16 protein-coding genes are annotated in these 17,961 nt (G+C 59.2%); 13 read left to right on the top strand and 3 right to left on the bottom strand.

The features are described from left to right. Positions 1–6 precede the first annotated feature (6 nt). From HNR46_RS04180 to HNR46_RS04170, 3 genes are all read left to right on the top strand, one after another. Complete coding sequence (locus HNR46_RS04180; protein ID WP_184016099.1) at positions 7–1,539, top strand: phytoene desaturase family protein; 1,533 nt, start codon at positions 7–9, stop codon at positions 1,537–1,539. A 74-nt stretch (positions 1,540–1,613) separates the two neighbouring features. Then, entirely contained in the window at positions 1,614–2,642 is a 1,029-nt protein-coding gene (locus HNR46_RS04175) for a glycosyltransferase family 2 protein (RefSeq protein WP_184016098.1), read from the top strand. Then, the gene (locus tag HNR46_RS04170; RefSeq protein ID WP_184016097.1) at positions 2,632–3,117 is read left to right on the top strand and encodes a glycosyl-4,4'-diaponeurosporenoate acyltransferase CrtO family protein; all 486 of its coding nucleotides are present in this window, start codon (positions 2,632–2,634) and stop codon (positions 3,115–3,117) included. The genes HNR46_RS04175 and HNR46_RS04170 overlap by 11 nt, the downstream gene beginning before the upstream one ends. On the opposite strand, the gene HNR46_RS04165 is transcribed toward HNR46_RS04170, so the two are convergent. After that, positions 3,114–5,192 carry a protein-disulfide reductase DsbD family protein gene (locus HNR46_RS04165; protein ID WP_184016096.1) on the bottom strand — a complete coding sequence of 693 codons (2,079 nt, stop codon included), beginning with the start codon at positions 5,190–5,192 and terminating at the stop codon, positions 3,114–3,116. The genes HNR46_RS04170 and HNR46_RS04165 overlap by 4 nt on opposite strands. A gap of 67 nt (positions 5,193–5,259) precedes the next feature. Beyond that, complete coding sequence (locus HNR46_RS04160) at positions 5,260–6,291, bottom strand: quinone-dependent dihydroorotate dehydrogenase (protein ID WP_343076012.1); 1,032 nt, start codon at positions 6,289–6,291, stop codon at positions 5,260–5,262. A gap of 179 nt (positions 6,292–6,470) precedes the next feature. Between HNR46_RS04160 and HNR46_RS04155 the strand changes: the two genes are divergently transcribed. Both HNR46_RS04155 and HNR46_RS04150 read left to right on the top strand, forming a co-directional pair. Further along, positions 6,471–7,445, top strand: a complete 975-nt coding sequence (locus HNR46_RS04155) for an NAD(P)-dependent oxidoreductase (RefSeq protein WP_184016092.1) — start codon at positions 6,471–6,473, stop codon at positions 7,443–7,445. 13 nt (positions 7,446–7,458) lie between these two features. Further along, a complete protein-coding gene (locus HNR46_RS04150) occupies positions 7,459–7,971 on the top strand; it encodes a gluconokinase (protein ID WP_221285002.1) in 513 nt (170 codons plus the stop codon). Between the two features lie 179 nt (positions 7,972–8,150). Here the strand turns inward: HNR46_RS04150 and HNR46_RS04145 are convergent, their stop codons facing one another. Further along, complete coding sequence (locus HNR46_RS04145) at positions 8,151–8,663, bottom strand: metal-dependent hydrolase (protein ID WP_184016090.1); 513 nt, start codon at positions 8,661–8,663, stop codon at positions 8,151–8,153. A gap of 101 nt (positions 8,664–8,764) precedes the next feature. Here HNR46_RS04145 and HNR46_RS04140 point away from each other — a divergent pair, with 101 nt between their 5' ends. From HNR46_RS04140 to fabD, 8 genes are all read left to right on the top strand, one after another. Continuing rightward, the gene (locus HNR46_RS04140) at positions 8,765–9,538 is read left to right on the top strand and encodes an RDD family protein (protein ID WP_184016088.1); all 774 of its coding nucleotides are present in this window, start codon (positions 8,765–8,767) and stop codon (positions 9,536–9,538) included. A gap of 4 nt (positions 9,539–9,542) precedes the next feature. After that, positions 9,543–10,508 (top strand): stage II sporulation protein M, encoded by a 966-nt coding sequence (locus tag HNR46_RS20820; protein ID WP_184016086.1) that lies wholly within the window; start codon positions 9,543–9,545, stop codon positions 10,506–10,508. Next, complete coding sequence (locus HNR46_RS04130) at positions 10,505–11,983, top strand: DUF4129 domain-containing protein (RefSeq protein ID WP_184016084.1); 1,479 nt, start codon at positions 10,505–10,507, stop codon at positions 11,981–11,983. Before HNR46_RS20820 ends, HNR46_RS04130 begins: the two co-directional genes overlap by 4 nt. Before the next feature lie 41 nt (positions 11,984–12,024). Next, positions 12,025–13,071, top strand: a complete 1,047-nt coding sequence (locus HNR46_RS04125; RefSeq protein WP_184016082.1) for a DUF4350 domain-containing protein — start codon at positions 12,025–12,027, stop codon at positions 13,069–13,071. Further along, positions 13,068–14,057, top strand: a complete 990-nt coding sequence (locus tag HNR46_RS04120; protein ID WP_184016080.1) for an AAA family ATPase — start codon at positions 13,068–13,070, stop codon at positions 14,055–14,057. Before HNR46_RS04125 ends, HNR46_RS04120 begins: the two co-directional genes overlap by 4 nt. 32 nt (positions 14,058–14,089) lie before the next feature. Continuing rightward, the gene (locus HNR46_RS21330; RefSeq protein ID WP_184016078.1) at positions 14,090–15,358 is read left to right on the top strand and encodes a DUF58 domain-containing protein; all 1,269 of its coding nucleotides are present in this window, start codon (positions 14,090–14,092) and stop codon (positions 15,356–15,358) included. Positions 15,359–15,753: 395 nt separating this feature from the next. Next, the gene (locus HNR46_RS04110; protein ID WP_184016076.1) at positions 15,754–16,902 is read left to right on the top strand and encodes a prepilin peptidase; all 1,149 of its coding nucleotides are present in this window, start codon (positions 15,754–15,756) and stop codon (positions 16,900–16,902) included. 121 nt (positions 16,903–17,023) lie between these two features. After that, positions 17,024–17,950: an ACP S-malonyltransferase gene (gene fabD / locus HNR46_RS04105; RefSeq protein ID WP_184016074.1), complete on the top strand. Its 927-nt coding sequence runs from the start codon at positions 17,024–17,026 to the stop codon at positions 17,948–17,950. The last annotated feature ends 11 nt before the right edge of the window (positions 17,951–17,961 follow it).

Genomic DNA, 17,961 nt, shown 5'->3' with positions numbered 1-17,961 from the left:
GGCAAAGTGAATTCTCCGTCTGTTTCTCGATCCACAAAATCTCCGCATGTCGTCGTGATCGGCGGCGGGCTTGGAGGTCTTTCGGCTGCGATTTCGCTGCGAGCGCGAGGTCTGTCCGTTGATGTTTACGAAAAGAACGAGCATTTCGGAGGCAAGCTCAACCAGCGGGAGATGGCGGGTTATACTTTCGACCTCGGGCCGTCGATTTTCACGCTGCCGCACCTTTTTGAGGAGTTGTTTGAGCGGGCGGGGAGAAAGATGGGCGACTATGTGAGTCTGCAGCGTGTGGTTCCGCAATGGCGCAATTTTTTCGAAAGCGGCTTGGTATTGGACCTCCACGAGGATCGGGTGCGGATGGAGGGGGAGTTGGCGAAGTTACCGGGAGATGGGTTGCTGCATGCGAAGGAGTTGGCGGCTTTTTTGGAGTATGCGCGGGAGCAGTACGCGGTGGTGGATGATGGGTATTTCCGCAAGGGACTGGATTCGCTGTGGGAAATGGTTCGGCACTACGGGCCTCTTGGGATGGCGAGGAAGTTGGATTGGAATCACCGGATGGCGGAGTCGGTGGAACGGTATTTTTCGGATCCCTCGCTGCGCAGCATTTTTGGGTTTTTCATCAAGTATGTGGGTTCCTCCGCGCGAGACGCTCCGGGGTTCATGAATCTGATGCCGGTGATCCAATTTGACTACGGATTGTGGTATGTGCGCGGCGGGATGTTTGAGCTGTCACGGGCGCTGGTGCGGTTGGCTAGCGAGCTGGGCGTGGGTTTGCATGCGGGAACAGGGGTTCGCGAGATCGTCAAGGAGGGGCGTCGAGTGACGGGGGTTCGGCTGGAGGATGACACGATGGTGGTGGCGGATCAGGTGGTGTCGAATATGGAGGTGATCCCGGCGCATCGGGATTTGATGGGGATGGAGGAAGCGGAGTTGAGGAAGAAGTTCCGGCGATTCCAGCCTGCATGTTCGGGATTGGTGGTTCACTTGGGGACAGACCGGGAGTTTCCGCAGTTGGCGCATCATAGTTTTTTCCACTCCCGGGATGCGTCGAAGCACTTTGATCAGGTGTTTCGGGAAGGTCGCCTGCCGGACGATCCGACGGTGTATGTGGTGGCCCCTACGCGGACGGATCGGTCGAAAGCCCCGGAGGGGGGCGACAATATCAAGATTCTGCCACACATTCCGGCGCTGGATCCTGATCGACCGGTTTTGGCTGAGGATTATCTGAAGTTGCGTGACCGGGTTTTGGAGAAGCTGGAGCGAATGGGGCTCAAGGGGTTGAGGGAAAGCATTGTGGTGGAAGATGTGCTGACTCCGGTGGAGTTGGAGGCGATGTATCGATCGAATGGAGGCTCGATTTATGGCGTGGTCTGCGATTGGAAGCTGAACCGGGGTTTTAAGGCACCGAAGAAGTCCCGGTATTTCGAGAATCTCTGGTTTGTAGGGGGTAGTGTGAACCCGGGTGGCGGCATGCCGATGGTGATCTTAAGCGGGATGAAGGCTTGCGACCGGCTCTGCGCTCAGCTCCGTTTGGGCCCGTGAGTTGGTTGCCAGTAGGGATTGCGTGGGCAGGGGCTTCCTTGGCGGGAGGGGCCTCGTGGTGGCTGCTTGGAAGGATGAAGCCTCTGCCGCCGGCTGGTGCTCTGGGGCGGCCTCCGACGGTTTCGGTGATCATTCCGGCCCGCAATGAAGCGCGGAATCTTCCGATTTTGTTGGATTCGCTGCATCGGCAGTGGTTGCGCCCTCTGGAGATTCTGGTGATCGACGATCAATCCGAGGATGAAACCTATGAGGTGGCTCGGAGGATGGGAGCGCGGGTGATTTCGAGCAAACCCTTGCCCGCCGGGTGGTTGGGGAAGCCTTGGGCGTGCCAGCAGGGGGCGGATCTGGCGAGCGGGCAGCTGTTGTTGTTTGTGGATGCGGATGTGCATCTGCAGCCGGATGCGGTGGCTCGGTTGGTGACTGCGATTGGGGATGGTCGAGCTGTGGTATCGGTGTGTCCCTGGCACCGGACGGAGCGGCTCGATGAGCAGGCATCGGTGTTTTTCAATTTGTTGATGGTTGGCGGCATCGGCGCCTCCGGACCTGCGGGTTTCGCGGCAAAAAAGATTGGTCTCTTTGGGCAGGTGCTGATGATCAGCTACGACCACTACCAGCGGGTGGGGGGACATGGTGTGGTGCGCCGCAAGGTGCTGGAGAATTTCCATCTGTCACGGGAGTTGGAGGCGATGGGAGTGGAGCGGCATTCGTATGTGGGAGCTGGGAGCATCACGATGCGGATGTTTCCAGAGGGTTTCGGGCAGTTGTGTCGGAGTTGGTTGAAGGGTTTTTCATCGGGGGCGGCGTTGACGCCAGCTTGGGCGATGGCGGCGATTTCTTTATGGATCACCGGTTTGATGATGGTTTTAGGCGCGGTGGTGATGGGCGCGATGGAGGCTTCGCCACAGGCTTTGCTGTTGCCGGGGGCCTATGGGGTGGCGGCGCTCACGCTGTATCAACGGATGGCCTGGGTGGGGCGGTTTTCGCCGTGGAATGCGGTGTTTTACCCGATCGCGCTGTTGTTTTATCAGGGGCTGTTCTTGATCTCCTTGGTGCGGGAGAAGCTGGGGCACAAAACTCGCTGGAAGGGTCGGGATGTGGCTTGATTTGCCGGTTTGGGCGTTGGGATGGATCCACAGTCTAGGAGTTCCTGCGGCTCATCTGGGCGTGGCCTGGGGGGTGACGAAGATGCCGGACCGATGGTTCGTGCCGGGGCGGGGTGTGTTCCGGAGTTTTCCCGGCGAGTCCGTGAGGTTTTACGACCGGGTTTTTCAGGTGCGCCGTTGGAAGTCGTGGCTTCCCGATGGAGCCACTTGGTTCGGTGGATTCGCGAAGGCCCACCTGAAGGGGAGAGATCGCCAGTATCTGGAACGATTTCGGCGAGAGACCTGTCGTGGGGAGGTGGCTCACCACGCTCAGGTGGTGGTGATTTCGATGTTCTTTTTTCTGAACCCGTGGCCGTGGGGCTGCCTTTTGCCTTTGTATGCCCTGGTCACGAATCTCCCTTGTATCGTGCTTCAGCGGCAGAATCGGTTGCGTTTTGACCGGGTTCTGGAGCGGGAGAGGTCGGGATGGCGTTAGGGGGCGAGTTTTTCGTCAAGGAAGCCTCGCAGGTAGTTTTCGGTGAGAACCGTTTGCGTGACGTGGGGAGTGGTGGAGCCCGGGGTGTAGAAGACGTTGACGGGAATGGCGCTCATGCCGAGCTTGCGGATCTCCTCGTCGATATCGGGGCGGGATGCGGTTTTGTCGGCCTTGAGGGCGATGATGCCTTTTTCGGCGAAGTAGCGCGCCATGTCTTCGGTGTAGGTCGCCGTCTTGTTGGTCTGGCAGGTGAGGCACCAACGGGCGGTGAAGTCGACATAGACGGGTTTGCCTTCGGCCATGAGTTGTTCTTGCAACTCCTTGGTCCAGGGTTCCCAGTGGATTTTGGGTCGGGCGAGTTCTGTTTCGCTGGGTGCCGGGATCGGCTTGGCGATCACGAATCCGGTGACCACGAGAGCCAGGGAAACGGCACCTGCTGTGCCGCGGGTGCGGGTGGATTTCGAGGGTAGATTCCAGCGTCCATAGACCCAGAACCCAGCGGCAATGGCAGTGAGGCCGAGCATGACCTGGATGCCCTTTTGATCGAAAACGTGAACGCTGTAGACCCAGAGGAGGTAGCCAGCGGTGCCAAGGAGCAGGAAAGACATGCCTTGTTTGAAGGACTCCATCCAAGCGCCTGGTCGGGGGAGTTTGTCGACCAACGCAGGGTAGGCGGAAAGCAGAAGGTAGGGGGTGCTGAGACCGAGGGCCATCATGGTGAAAGCGAGAAAGAACAGAGGTCCCGGAAGAGTGACGGCGACCCCGATGGCGGGGGCGAGGAAGGGAGCGGAACAGGGCGTGGCCACGACGGTTGCCAGGACTCCCGAGAAGAAGGTTCCGGCAAGACCTTGTTGGGCGGCCAGGGAGCCACCTACGGAGGTGGCTGAGGTTCCGACCTCGAACACGCCGAACATGTTGAGCCCGAAGATCAGCATGACCAGCAGCAGGATGTAGACGACCCACGGGTTCTCGAGTTGGCCTCCCCAGTTAGCAATGCCACCCGCGAGGAGGATCCCGGCGAGAATCCAAAACGACAGGAGGACCCCGAGGGTGAACAGGAGCCCGTGGGTGACGATCTTCGAGCGTGAGTGACCGGCCTGTTGGACGAATCCCATGACTTTGAGCCCAATCACCGGGAACACGCAGGGCATGAGGTTCAGGATCATCCCGCCGAGAAACATCATTGCCAGCACCATGGGGACGGGAAGCTGTGGCGAGCCGGCTGAATTTGTCGCAAGCGGACCTGTGGGTTCGGTAAGGGGAACGTCGATGGCCCAACCTTGGACCGCTGGGTCGCCCCACCCCTGGGTGGCTTTGAGGATGCCTTTGACGCGCTCGGGGGCAGGATCCGTGTCCGCATGGCGAGGGAAGGTGAGCGTCCACTGGTTTTCCTGATGTTCCAGGATTTGAGGTGCGGAGCTGTCCTCCATCTGATTCTCGCTGAAAAAGTGGAGCTCGCCTGGATCGCCACCCGGATTCTGCGGAGTGAGGGATAGGGTGATCATGGCACCATTTTCAGAGGCACTGATGGACCATGGAACTTCGCTGGCAGGGAGGACCTTGAGGGCCGTTTGGAATGCCGCGGCGACGGCTGCTTCCGGTTCAGAAGGGCCGACAGGAAGGGTCAGGGTGAGTTCTGCGTCTTCCGGGACACAGGTTTCGTTGCAGGTCAGCCAGGAGGCTTTGGCGTGGAGGGTGATCTCGCCTGCCTCAAGGTGATCGGGCACCTTCACGGTGGTGAAGAACCAGGTTTCTCCGTCGTAGCCGTAGAATGGAGTGCCGGCGAAGGTCCCGAGAATGGGCGTGGGAAAGGTCAAATCGCCAGCCTCAAAGCCTTCGGGCAATTGCCAATCGATGGAAGGGGCAAAGCCGGCCTGGCCAGGATTCACATAGTAGGTGTGCCAGTGCTCTTCGTGGTCGAGGACCAGAGCGACATCCAGAGTTTCGCCGGCTTCGATGGTCGGCTTGGCCGTGAGCAGGCGCGCTACGACGTGAGGCTGCTCAAGGTCGCCGAAGGGAAACTGGCCGAAGGCCAGAGAGGCGAATGTGAAGAAGAGGAAAATCAGGCGGGACATGGAACTCTGCTTTACGGGTGGAGATCTAACACCCGTTCAGGATTCCCGAAAAAACCCGAGCTCGGATTTAGATGGTGTCGAGCGACCGGGCGATTTCTTTGACCATGGATGGTCCGCGGAAGATGAACGAGGAGTAGAGCTGCACGAGTGTCGCCCCTGCAGCGATCTTGGAAAGGGCGGATTCAGGGGAATCGACGCCGCCGACTCCAATGATGGGGATGTTTTCGCCCAACTCGGTAGCAAAGGCGCGGATGACATCGTTGCTCTGTTCAAGCAAAACTCGGCCCGAAAGTCCGCCGGCCTCATGGGCGCGGGGGTGATCGGCCACTGGGTCGCGGCGGATGGTGGTGTTGGTGGCGATGAGTCCATCGAGCCCACCGTCACGGAACACCCGTGCGAGTCCGGCGATGTGCGGTGGATCGAGATCGGGAGCGACCTTGAAGAGCAGTGGGACTTGGCGGCCATGTTCTTTGGCGAGCCGCGTTTGTTCGGCCTTCAAGGTTTCGAGGAGACGGGCGCAGGCGTCTTCACCTTGGAGGTCGCGCAGTCCCGGGGTATTGGGAGAAGAGAGGTTGACCGCAATGTAATCGGCCACGGGATAGGCCTCGCGCAGGCAGATGAGGTAGTCCTCGGCCGCCTGCTCATTGGGAGTATCTTTGTTTTTTCCGATGTTGAATCCAATGACTCCCTGGAAAGTTTGGGATCGGCGGACGTTGGCGACGCCTGCGGTGATGCCGCTGTTGTTGAAGCCCATGCGGTTGATGATGGCTTCGTGTTCAATGAGACGGAAGAGCCGCGGCTTGGGATTTCCCGGTTGAGGTCGGGGGGTGATGGTGCCGATTTCAATGAATCCGAACCCGAGGCGACCGAGGGCATCGATGGTGTTTCCCTCCTTATCCAGTCCGGCGGCGAGGCCAAGGCGGTTGGGGAAGCGCAGGCCCATGACTTCGATGGGCGCGATGCATTCCGGTGCGGGAAAGAGTAGGGGAAGGAGGCCCGATTTTTCCGCGAGCCGGAGCCCGGACATGCCGATGTGGTGAGCGGACTCGGCATCAAGACGAAACAAAAGCGAGCGGGCGATGGCGTAGGCGTCGGACACGGCGTGGAGCTTGGAGGAGCGGTGGGAAATGCCCAATGCGAAAAAGCATCCAAACGGCGGTCCTGAGTGGGGCGCCTGCGAATTGAGAAGTTCGGCTCTGCGCATTTTGCGCTTTCGTTCGCGCCTTCGGCTCCGCACTTGGAGAAGGGAGGAGCGAGGAGGTAGACGAAAAACTCATCATGAAAACCGTCTTCGTGTCCGAAACCTCGTTCGGGAAAGCGCGAGCGTCTTTTGAGGACATCAATGCCAGTCAGGTCGGATTCCACTTCGAGCCGGCACCGGATGATGAGAAAGCTCTTGCTGCTTTGGTGCGCCAACATCGGGTGCAGGGCTTCATCGCCGATCTCACGCCCTACAAGGGGCCCTTGTATGAGGCGCTGGGACGCGGAGGGGTGATTTCCCGTTATGGAGTGGGCCATGATTCGATCGACAAATCGCGGGCCCGGCGTGCTGGGGTGACGGTGTGCAATACTCCTGGGGTGCTCGACAATGCGGTGGCGGAGCATGCGGTGTGGATGTTGGGGGCCTTGGCCCGCCCTGTGGCGAAGGCGTATGGTGAGATGCATGGAGGGAAATGGCAGCCCGCAGAAGGCATTGAAGTTCGTGGGCGGAATGTGACGGTTCTGGGGTGTGGGCGCATTGGCCGGTCATTGGCGCGGAAGCTCGGCATTGGGCTGGGCATGGTGGTGACGGGGTATGATATTTTGGAGGCCCCCCACTTTGGTGAAGATAGTGGATTCACCCGCTACACGAACCAATTGGATCGAGCGTTGGCGGATGCGGACTTTGTGATCTGTCTTTTGCCGGTGCTGGATGCCACTCGGCACATCGCCAATGCCGGTTTTTTCAAGCAGATGAAGCAGGGAGCGAGGTTCATCAATTCGGCTCGCGGAGCTCTGGTAGATGAACCGGATCTTTACGACGCCTTGGTTTCGGGGCATCTCTCGGGGGCCGCGTTGGATGTCTTTGAGCGCGAACCTTATCAGCCTTCCGATGCGGAGAAGGATTTGCGTTCGTTGCCTCAGGTGATTCTGACCCCGCACATTGGATCGAATACGGAGGAATCCAACGATGCGATGGCCCGGATGGCGGCAGAAAATGTGATCACCTGTCTGACACAAGGTCCCAAGTCTTGTCCCAATCTCATCGCCTGAATCTTCCTTCTCTATGCCGGTCAAACCTCAGTTCACGCTCGTCATTATGGGGGTTTCCGGTTGCGGGAAAACCACGGTAGGTCGCTTGGTGGCGGACCGCACGGGAGCGGATTTCGCCGATGCGGACGATTTCCATTCACCTGCAAATCGTCAGAAGATGGCAGCGGGAATGCCTCTGGACGATGGGGATCGGCAGCCGTGGCTGGAGGCGTTGCGCGATCATATCCGTGCGACCAACGAGGCGGGCCGGACTCTGGTGTTAGCCTGCTCAGCGCTGAAACGGAAATACCGGGATGTCTTGCGGGAAGCGGGACCTCAGGTGGTTTTTGTGTTTCTCGATGGCCGTCGCGATCAGCTCCTTGCGCGATTGCAAGCGAGGTCGGATCATTTTTTCCCGCCCGCTTTGTTGGATAGTCAGTTGGCGACACTGGAACGGCCGGAAACTGCACTGGTACTGGATTTGGCGGCCAGCCCAGAAGATTTGGCGACGCAGATTCTGGTGCCGTTCTTCAATCGACTGCCCTGATCCAAGGGATTTCGAGAAAGGCACTACCGGCGGAAGGAGATCAGATTGGAGGTCGGGGAGAGGTTTCCAATGGAAGCTTCGGGTCGCGATTTCCTAGGATGTTCGATCAATGGCTCGGAGGCGTCATTTTGGGATTCGGGCATGTTGCCGAGTCGCCGTGGCTCTGGGTCCGTGAGATTTTAGTGGGGTGACGGGGAAGGTAGATCCTGATGGGGGCGGGGAGGGGCATGGAGCCAGCGGCGACGGATCAATAGGAGGGAGCTTCCGATGACGACAAAGACGATATCGGAGGGAATCCACCAGAGCGGATCGATGTAGAAGGTTCCGAGGATATCCTCGCTCCATGGGTGGAGCCAGGGAATGCCTCCGGAGACGGCATCCGCAGCGAGGTGGAGAAAGCTCGCGAGCCAGCAGGCGGCAGCGAGTCGCAATCGCTGGCCCTTGTGTAGAAACGATGTCAGTGCGGCCAAGATGAAGATGAGCAAGCCGAGAAATAGACATGTATGCGAGAGGCTCGCATGGCGTGCATCGAGGGAAACGTGGGGAGAACAAAGATCCGGGAGGGCGCCAAAAATGCCGATGGCGAGTAGGCCTCCGCCGGAGAAGAGGGGAGTGTTCCCATGTCGAATTCGCGGCAGATCCACCATAAGGGCGAGATTGACCGGTAACAGGACATGAGTTCCCAAAAGCATGCCGAGAGATCGCAGGTGGTAGAGACCAAAGAAAGCGAGAAGTGGTGGGAATGCTGGATCGAGGGATTTGCGGAGACTTCTGAGTTTACCCCGAGCTGCGGATGCCTATGGTGCAGGTGGTAAGGATGACGGGTGAGGCGGAGCGACGATTGGACACCTTGCAGGCGATGGAACTCGCCGAGGGAGTGGAAATCCGTCTACGGATTGCGGGGCCCTTTCCGCGGGGCGGAGCCTTATTGTTGGACTTGTTGATCCAAGCGGGGTTGATGTTGGGCTTCGGGTTTTTGGTGGGTTTGCTGAATTTGGCGATCCCCGGCATGGCGATCGATGGGGTTTCGATGATTTTTTGGTTTGGGGTTTCCTGGTGGTATCCGGTGTTTTTCGAGGCGGGGAAATGGGGGGCGACTCCCGGTAAGAAGATTTGCGGTCTTCGAGTGGTGCAAAAATCGGGGTCACCGATCACCTGGGGGCAGTCGGTTTTGCGGAACTTTTTAAGGTATGCGGATGGGATGCCCTATCTTTTCGGTGGGATTGCCGGGGTGCCGACTTTTGGCTTTGCATTGGTGTCGATGATGGCGACTCGTCGATTCCAGAGGTTGGGAGATTTGGCGGCGGGCACGGTGGTGATCTACGATCGGCAGCCCTCGGGACCGATGGGTGGAGGATTGCCGGTTGCAGAGGTGCGGGCACCTGCTGTGGCGTTGCGTCCGGAGGAAGTTCGAGCCCTTACGGCGTTCAAGGATCGGCTGGCGACGTGGTCACCGGGTCGGCAGGTAGAGATTGCGGATCATGTGAGTGAGCTGAGTGGAGCGAAGGGGGCGGCAGGAGTTTCAAGGCTCTTGGCGATGGCGAAGTGGTTGCAGGAAAGGAATTGAGGGGGTGAAGGAGGCGGATTTTGAAGCAAGACGCGAAAAGGCGTGGCAGGAGTTCGAGCAATTGGTGAGCGGGCTGGAGAAACGGGGACCCGCACCCCAAGGAGCGCAGGAGCTTCCCCGTAAGTTTCGTGAGCTGTGCGCCGATTTGGCGTTGGCGAGCCATCGAATGTACCGCAGCGCCACGATCGAGCGCCTGAATACATTGGTGATCCGGGGGTACAAGTTGCTTTATCGGCAGCGGCGTGAAGGTTGGGATCGAGTGGTGCGGTTCGTCGGGCAGGATTTCCCGGCCATCGTGCGTTCCGAGGCTCGATTGTTCTGGTTATCCAGCCTGCTGTTTTGGGTGCCTTTTTTCGCGATGTTGATGATCGCCAGCCGTGATTTGGACTGGGTGCGCGCCATCTTGGGGCCGGATCAGGTGATTGCGATGGAGAGCATGTATGGTCGAGAGTCAGATTCGATTTCAGCCATGAGGAGTGAGTATGGGTCGAACTTTGCGATGTTTGGCTACTATATCTGGAATAATATTGGGATCGACTTTCGGATTTTTGCTGGGGGCATTGTGGCGGGGTTGGGGACGGTGTTTTATTTGGTCTACAATGGTTTGTTGATTGGTGGGTCGGCGGGGTATGCAAGCTATGCTTGCGATGGATCGGCATTTTGGACATTTGTGGCCGGGCATTCGGCACCGGAGCTGATCGGGATGGTGGTGGCGGGAATGGCTGGGATGAAGTTGGGAGTGGGGGTGCTACGGCCTGGGCGAATGAGTCGGTCGAGATCCCTGGCAGCGGCTGCCAAGGGTGCCCTTCCGTTGATTTATGGAGCCGGGGCCTTGACGGCATTGGCGGCGGTCATTGAGGGGTTCTGGTCGGCCCAGGAGTTTCCGGCGATGGTGAAATATGGCTTTGGGGCGGTGATGTGGGCCATGCACGGGGTGTATTTCCTGCGGGTGGGAAGGGGGCGCGCGTGAAGTTGGAATCGGTGACAGCAGAGCTGAGACCTCGCAGCGACTGGGAGGCGGTGGACCTCGGGTTGGCTTTGGTAAGAAGAGATTTTTGGCGCCTGTTGTTGTCTTGGTGGCTGGGCATGGCGCCGATGGTGATGGTCGCGGGAGTGACGTTCTGGTGGAGTCCGGTGTTGGCTTTTTTGGGGTTTTGGTGGTGGGTTCCGGTGGGCTCGCGAATGGTGCTCTTCCAGCTGAGTCGGCGATTGTTTGGAGATGCTCCGAAGTTGACTGAGGAATTACGGGAGCTGCCTCGAGCGATGGGGCGTCGATGGGGGTATCGTCTGGGATGGGCCCGCTTTTCGCCTTGGCGTCCGCTGACGATGCCGGTGGAGGACTTGGAAGGGCTTCGGGGCCGTGATTATCGCACGCGATGCCGCACTCTGATGCGACGGGGAGACTCGAGTTTGGTGCAGTTGCACCTATGGAGAATCGGACTGACCGGGTGGTTGGTGGTAAGTGGGATCAGTACTTTGTATCTATTCTTGCCGGTGACGGCGAAAGCCGAGTGGGCGACGGCCTTGGAGACCGGCCAGCTGACTCCAGCCCAAGGCATGCCGATGGGGTTGGCAGTGGCTTGGGGAGTTTGTCTGACTTTTGCAGTGGCTTTGACGGATCTATTTGCGACCGGAGCGGGTTTTGGGATCTACGTGAACCATAGAACCTGGATTGAGGGATGGGATGTCGAATTGTCGTTTCGGAGGATTGCTGCGCGGTTGGCCCGGGTGGCGATTTGGATGATGGCCGTGTGCTTGGGATGCGGGATGGTGCGTGGCGACGACGGGGCGAAAGACCGGATGGGGGAAGTGCTGTCCGATCCGGATTTCGAGGTGCATCATGAAGTGACCAGGAAATGGGTTCCTTGGGATTGGCTGGAGCGTTGGCTCTCTCGGCGGCCAATGACGACGTCTTCGGGAGGAACGGGATGGATGGATGTGATGGCGGTGTTGGGGAACGTCGCCTTGGTTTCCCTGGCAGTGCTGGCCGTGGTCTTCCTGAGTTGGTTGATCTATTCCCATCGACATGTCTTCCTCAACCGCCGAATGGAAGCGAACCCGTCGGCCCCGAAGTTGGGAGCTTCGGTGGTGATGGGGATGGATGTGAGGGAAAGCAGTTTACCAGATGATGTGGCGAAGGCGGCTTGGGCGGCGTGGCTCGGTGGTCGGCGGCAAGAAGCGTTGGCGTTGTTGTATCGTGGTGCGATTTCTTGGATGATCCGGGTGCCGGGTGTGGAGATTGCAGAATCGGACACAGAGATGGATTGCCTGCGACGAGTCCATGATGCGGGGGTGGTGGAGGCCGGATATTTTGAGGATTTGACGCAAGTCTGGAGCCGGCTCGCCTACGCACGGCGAGAGCCAGAAGATCGGGTGGTGGAGGGGTTGTGCCACCGCTGGCCCTTTGGCACTGCGAGATCGCAGGAGAAAGGGGGCACCGCGTGAAGCGAGGGCTCCTGTTGTTCGGTGTGATTCTCTTCGGTGGGATGACGAGCTGTGAATTTCGCGAGGAATCCCGCGAGATCGGCCACAAGGGGCTGGCTCGGTCGAATCCTTATCTGGCAGCCGAGCGTTTTTTGGAGGGAGAGGATTTCGAGATCGGGCAAGGGTTGCGTTGGCCGAAATTCGATTCCGAGGAGGTGATGGTCGTCGCTCCGCTATCGCTGTTAGAATCGGTCGGGCAGGAGGCCCAAGTGCAGGAGTGGGTCCACGAGGGGGGGCATCTGGTGGTGCTGGTGCATGATGGCGAGGCGGGGATCGACGACTGGAACCGTCCGCGCTTTCAGAAGATCTTGGATGACAGCGAAGCTCAGCCCTATGTCAGGTGGTTGGCGGAATTGGGTTTGGAGGTCAGCGAGACGGACCAAGATTCGGCGAAGAAGTTGCCATTTGGAGGAGAGGAATTCGAGGTGTTCATGGAATCGACGGCTCGGATTGGGGATGGGAAGTTTTTGGGAACCCGATCCGTGGGGGAGGGGCGAGTGACTGCATTGGCGAGTGGTTTGCCCCTGCGCAACCGATATGTGGGTGACTACGATCATGCGGAGTTGTTGCAGGCTTTGGCGAATGCAACGGATGCGTGGGGGACGATCATTTTTCTGCGTTTTGCGGAACTGTCTTTCTGGTCGTTGATCTGGGAGAAAGCTTGGCCGTTTTTGGTGGCATTAGGGGTTTTGACGCTGTTGTGGCTGTGGAAAAACTTACCCCGATTTGGACCTGTGGATGGGGAGGAATCGACGCGCCCTTTGGTGTCGAGCGAGCACCACTTGGAGTCGTTGGGAGCGTTTCATTGGCGGTTGGATCGAGGGCGCGGGTTGCTGGCTCCATTGAGGGAGTCCTTGATGGAGAGAGCGCACCGCTTTGCCATGGCCACTGGGCGTCAGGACGACGAGATTTTCGAAGTGATCGCCGAGCGGGTAGGAATTTCGCCGGACCGGGTGCGGGAGGCGATGCTTTACGAATCTCCTCGTGACGGTGCCCGCTTCACGCGCATCGGTGCCGACCTTCAAGCCATTCATCAATCTTTGCCATGAACGAACCCTCTCAAGAATCGCCCCCTCCCCCGATGACTCCGTCTTCCACGACGGCGATCCAACGCATGCGTGAACAAATCGAGACGGTGTTGCTCGGCCAACGGGAAGTGGTCTATCAGGTGCTGGCCGCCTTGTTAGCGGGAGGACACGTGTTGTTGGAAGGCAAGCCGGGTTTGGGGAAGACGCAGTTGGTGCTGGCGATGGCGAAGAGTTTTGCGGGGTCGTTCGGGCGGATTCAGTTCACTCCGGATCTCATGCCATCGGATGTGACGGGGTTTCGCTTGTTCGACATGAAGAGCCAGACTTTCCAACTCCGGAAGGGTCCCGTGTTCACGCACTTGCTATTGGCGGACGAGATCAACCGGGCACCTGCCAAGACGCAGTCGGCGCTTTTGGAGGTGATGCAGGAAAGGCAGGTGACGATTGACGGGGAGACCTTATTGTTGGCGCCGCCGTTCATGACTTTGGCGACGCAGAATCCTGTGGAGCATGAAGGAACGTATCCGCTGCCCGAGGCGCAGTTGGACCGATTCCTGATGAAGATTTTGTTGGACTATCCTGAGGCCAAGGCGGAGCGGGAGATTGTGACGCGATCGGCTGCAGAAGTGCCCGGCGAGTCACCGGTGGCGCGAGTCGAGGCTGTGGCGACCCCTGAGGACTTGGTGCGTGCGCAGGCGGAAACGGCAGCGGTGAAGGTGGTGTCTGAAGTGGTCGACTATGCGGTGGCGATCGTGCAGGCAACCCGGGAGTCCCGTGCTGTGACGTTGGGTGCGGGAACTCGGGGAGCCATCGCATTGGTTCGTATTGCCAAGGCGATTGCCGTTCTTCATGGACGGGATTTTGTGATTCCGGATGACATCAAGGGAGCGGCGTTGCCGGTGTTGAGGCATCGCATTCAGCTGGCCCCTGAGGTGGCGATCAGCGGTCAGGATGGGGATGGGATTTTGAAGGCTTTGGTGGAGTCGGTGCCGGCTCCCCGTTCGTGATTCCGTCTTCCAGAGCTCTGGCGCTTGGCGGGGTGTGGGTGCTCCTGGGCCTGCTGGTTTCCATCGAGCGGTCCTGGTTGTGGGCCTGGGCTGCGGTGGGAGGAACCATGGTGGGCCTGGCGGCCTTCGATGCGTTGTTAGGAATTTCGGTCAAAGGGATTTCCGTGATGCGCGAGGTGCCTGGCCGCTTCGCGGTCGGCGAGGTGGGTGTGGTGCGGCTGAAGGTGGTGCATGCGGCAGCGCGGCGGAGACGGATCGAGATTTTTGATGGAATCCCGGAAGGCAGTGATGCGCCCAGGATGCCTTGGAGGGGTGAGGTAGCAGGAAAGTCGACGACTGGAATCGAGCATCCGGTGAAGATTCTGGAGCGGGGTTTGGCGATGTTTCGTCCGATGCATGTGAGAGCGCGGTCTCCCTTGGGGCTGTGGTGGCGTGCATGGAGGGTGGGGGAAGAGGTGGCGGTCAAAGTGTATCCTGACTACGAGCCGACCCTTCGATTGGCTCTTTTGTCGATGGCTTCTCGCCAAGACCAAATGGGGATCGTGCGCAAGGCGCTGGTGGGCTCAAGTCGTGACTTCCATCAGCTGCGGGAATATCGAGAGGGGGACCCATGGGCTCAGATCGATTGGAAAGCGAGTTCCCGGCGGGCGCAGTTGATCAGTCGCGAGTTCCAGGAGCAGCGCAATCAGACCTTGATTTTCTTGGCGGACACGGGGCGACGGATGCGGGCGAGGGATGGGGAGCTTCAACAGTTCGATCATTGCCTGAATGCGATGTTGCTCGTTGCGTCGATCGCCCTGCGACAGGGAGATCGCGTCGGGGTGCAATCATTTGGAGGAAGTGACCTGTGGATGCCACCGGTGAAGGGTTTCCACTCGATGCCGAAGGTGCTGGATCATCTCTACGATTACCGTACGACGCCGGCGCCGAGTGATTTTACCGCGGCAGCCGAGAAGTTGCAGGCGAGGCAGCAACGGAGGGCGATGGTGGTGCTTTTGACGAATCTGCGTGGCGAGGATGCGACGGAGTTGGTGCCGGCTTTGGCGAGCCTGACGCGGCGTCATGTGGTGGTGCTGGCCAGTTTGCGGGAGCGAACGTTGGAGGATGCGCGGGAGCGTCCGGTGGAGCAGTTTGCGGATGCTCTGAAGTTTGCAGCGGCGGAGCATTACGATCGGGAGCGTGCGCAAACCTTGGCCTCGTTGCGCAGTCATGGGGTGATCACGCTGGATGTCCCCGCGGATGAGTTGCCGGTGGCCTTGGCGAACCGCTATCTGGACATCAAGGCGGCTGGTCGATTATAGGTGCCCCCTTGTGATGGGGACCGTGAAGGCGTAATGGCTACGCGGAGGTGAACCTAGCAGAGTTTTTGCCGTGGCAGGCGTCGACGTGGGTCGACACCGGGGCGCCGAGATTCTCCCCCCTCGGCGCCCGGGATCGGGTGAAAGCAAGTTTTTTGCTACGAGGCATTTGGGGAGAAAGCGAAGGGTGCCGCGATGACGTGATGGAGTCCCGGTGGGAGGTGTGCAAGTCTCCACTCCGTAAGGGATAACACAGCCCCCCAAAGGGCCCACGGGCGTCGGAGGTTTTCCCCTTTCGACGTCCGTGGTCATTCTCTCAAGTTCTGAATCGGCAGGGAGCTTCGAAGGGGCACGGTTTTCAGGTTTCCGAATCCGATTTCATCCGCTTGAGTCCGCGCGTGATCTATCCTCCGCTCGATCATCCGTTGTGGCTGCTGGTGGCATTCCTGTTTGGGATTTGCGTCGGTTCGTTTTTGAATGTGGTGATTTACCGACTCCCGTTGGGGCTTTCGGTGAATGATCCGAAGCGATCCTTTTGTCCGGGCTGTAAGGCGTCGATTCCGATGAGGAGGAATTTGCCGTTGGTGAGTTGGTTGTGGTTGCGGGGGAAGTGTGCGGACTGTGGCGGAAAGATTTCGATGCGATATTTTTGGGTCGAGCTGCTGACGGGCCTGCTTTTTGTTGGGGCCTGGAGGGTGATGGGCGCGCGAGTGCCGGTGGGTGAATTCGTGATGGCGGACTTGGCGATTTTGCCCGTGTGGTTTCTGCTCGCGGCTTTTGTGGCGATGACATTCATCGATGCGGAGCACATGATCATTCCGTTGGAGTTGTCGATTTCGGGAACGGTCGCGGCGTGTGTGGCGGCGGTGTTGCAGCCGGAGCTCGCTGACCTTTGCGGATGGGATGGTTTATCGACGGGGTGGTGGAGCGGTTTGAAGTTTTCGGTGTTGGGATGGGTTTTTGGATTCTTTGGTCTGTGGGCGGTGGTGTTGTTGGGAAAGTTGGCGTTTGGGAAAATGGAGTGGTCGCATGAGAAGCCGGTCGCCTGGCGTTTGCAGGATGCGGAGACGGAGAATGATCCGATTCTTTTCCACATGGGGGAAGATTCGCTGGCTTGGTGGGATATCTTTTTCCGGTCTTCGGATCGTCTGCGAATCACCGCGGATTCGGTGAAGGTGAATGGCGAGGATGGAGGGGCAGGGGAGGTGGTGATTGACCAAGCTGGAGTGGTGCTTCCCGATGGGCGCAAGATCGCGATCGAGGACCTGAAGTCTCTGGAGGGCACGGCCACCAAAGCGGTGGTGCCACGTGAGGCGATGGGCATGGGGGACGTTCATCTGATGGGAGTGATCGGCGCCTTTTTGGGTCCCTTCGCGGTGTTCTTTTCGCTGTTTGGCGGTTCGTTGTTGGCGATCGTCGCGGCGATTTTCGGAAGAATTGGATTCGGCAAGCAGTTGCCCTTTGGTCCCTACCTGATTCTCGGTGCGCTGGTCTGGTTCTTCGGTGGTTGGAAGGTGGCAGAGTGGTACCTGACGGTGCTCCGTTGAGGCTGCGCGAGGCAGCGACTCGGTCGGTGGTGGATCGGGGGATTCCTTTGCCGCGGTGACACGATTCCGCTGCGGGCGGGTCTTGATCCCGAAGCGGGCTTGTGCCTAGGACGGCGGGAACATGAGCGACGTCGTCATTCTATTTTCCGGCCAAGGCGCCCAAAAGGTGGGCATGGGGAAGGATTTCTTCGAAGCCTCCGAGGCTGCGCGTGCAAAGTTCGCGGCAGCGGATGAGGCTTTGGGTTTTCCTCTTTCTCAGGTGATGTTTGAAGGCCCGGAGGAGGAACTGACGCGGACCTCCCGTTGTCAGCCAGCCTTGTATTTGCACGGTTTGATTGCCCTCGATTTGCTCAGGGAGAAGCGCCCGGATTTGAACCCGGTGGCGGCGGCAGGCTTGTCGCTGGGAGAGTTCACGGCGCATGCGGCGGCCGGGACGTTTTCTTTCGAGGATGGCCTGCGCATCGTGGCGCAGCGGGGAGGTTTCATGGAGGAGGCCTGCGATGCCACCCAAGGAGCGATGGCAGCCATGATTGGTGGCTCCGACGAAGCGGTGGCCGAGTTGGCGGCTGAAAGCGATGTCGACGTCGCGAATTTTAACTGCCCGGGACAGACGGTGATTTCCGGCGATGAAACGGGGGTCGATGCCGCCGTGGCAGCAGCCAAGGAAAAGGGCATTCGCAAAGCAGTGAAGCTGAAGGTTGCGGGCGCTTACCACAGCCGCTTGATGCAATCGGCTCAGGTCAAGCTGGCAGAGGAATTGGCCGGGCTGACGATGGGGTCTCCGAGCATTCCAGTGGTGTGCAACTATGCCGCCCAGGCGGTCAGTGAACCCGCGGAGATTCGTGAAATGCTTGAGAAGCAGGTGACGGGATCGGTGCGCTGGACGGAATCGATCCAGAAGTTGGTGGCCGATGGGCACACGACCTTTATCGAGCTGGGTCCTGGAAAGGTGTTGGCAGGATTGGTCGCCAAGATTGCCAAGGAGGTGACGGTGATCAGCGTGGAAGATCTCGCCAGCCTGGAAGCGGCCGTCGAAGCACTGGATTGATCGCGCGAAGG

The sequence above is a fragment of the Haloferula luteola genome (assembly GCF_014201715.1).
GTDB lineage: Bacteria > Verrucomicrobiota > Verrucomicrobiia > Verrucomicrobiales > Akkermansiaceae > Haloferula > Haloferula luteola.
This window is presented reverse-complemented; position numbering and strand designations above follow the sequence as displayed.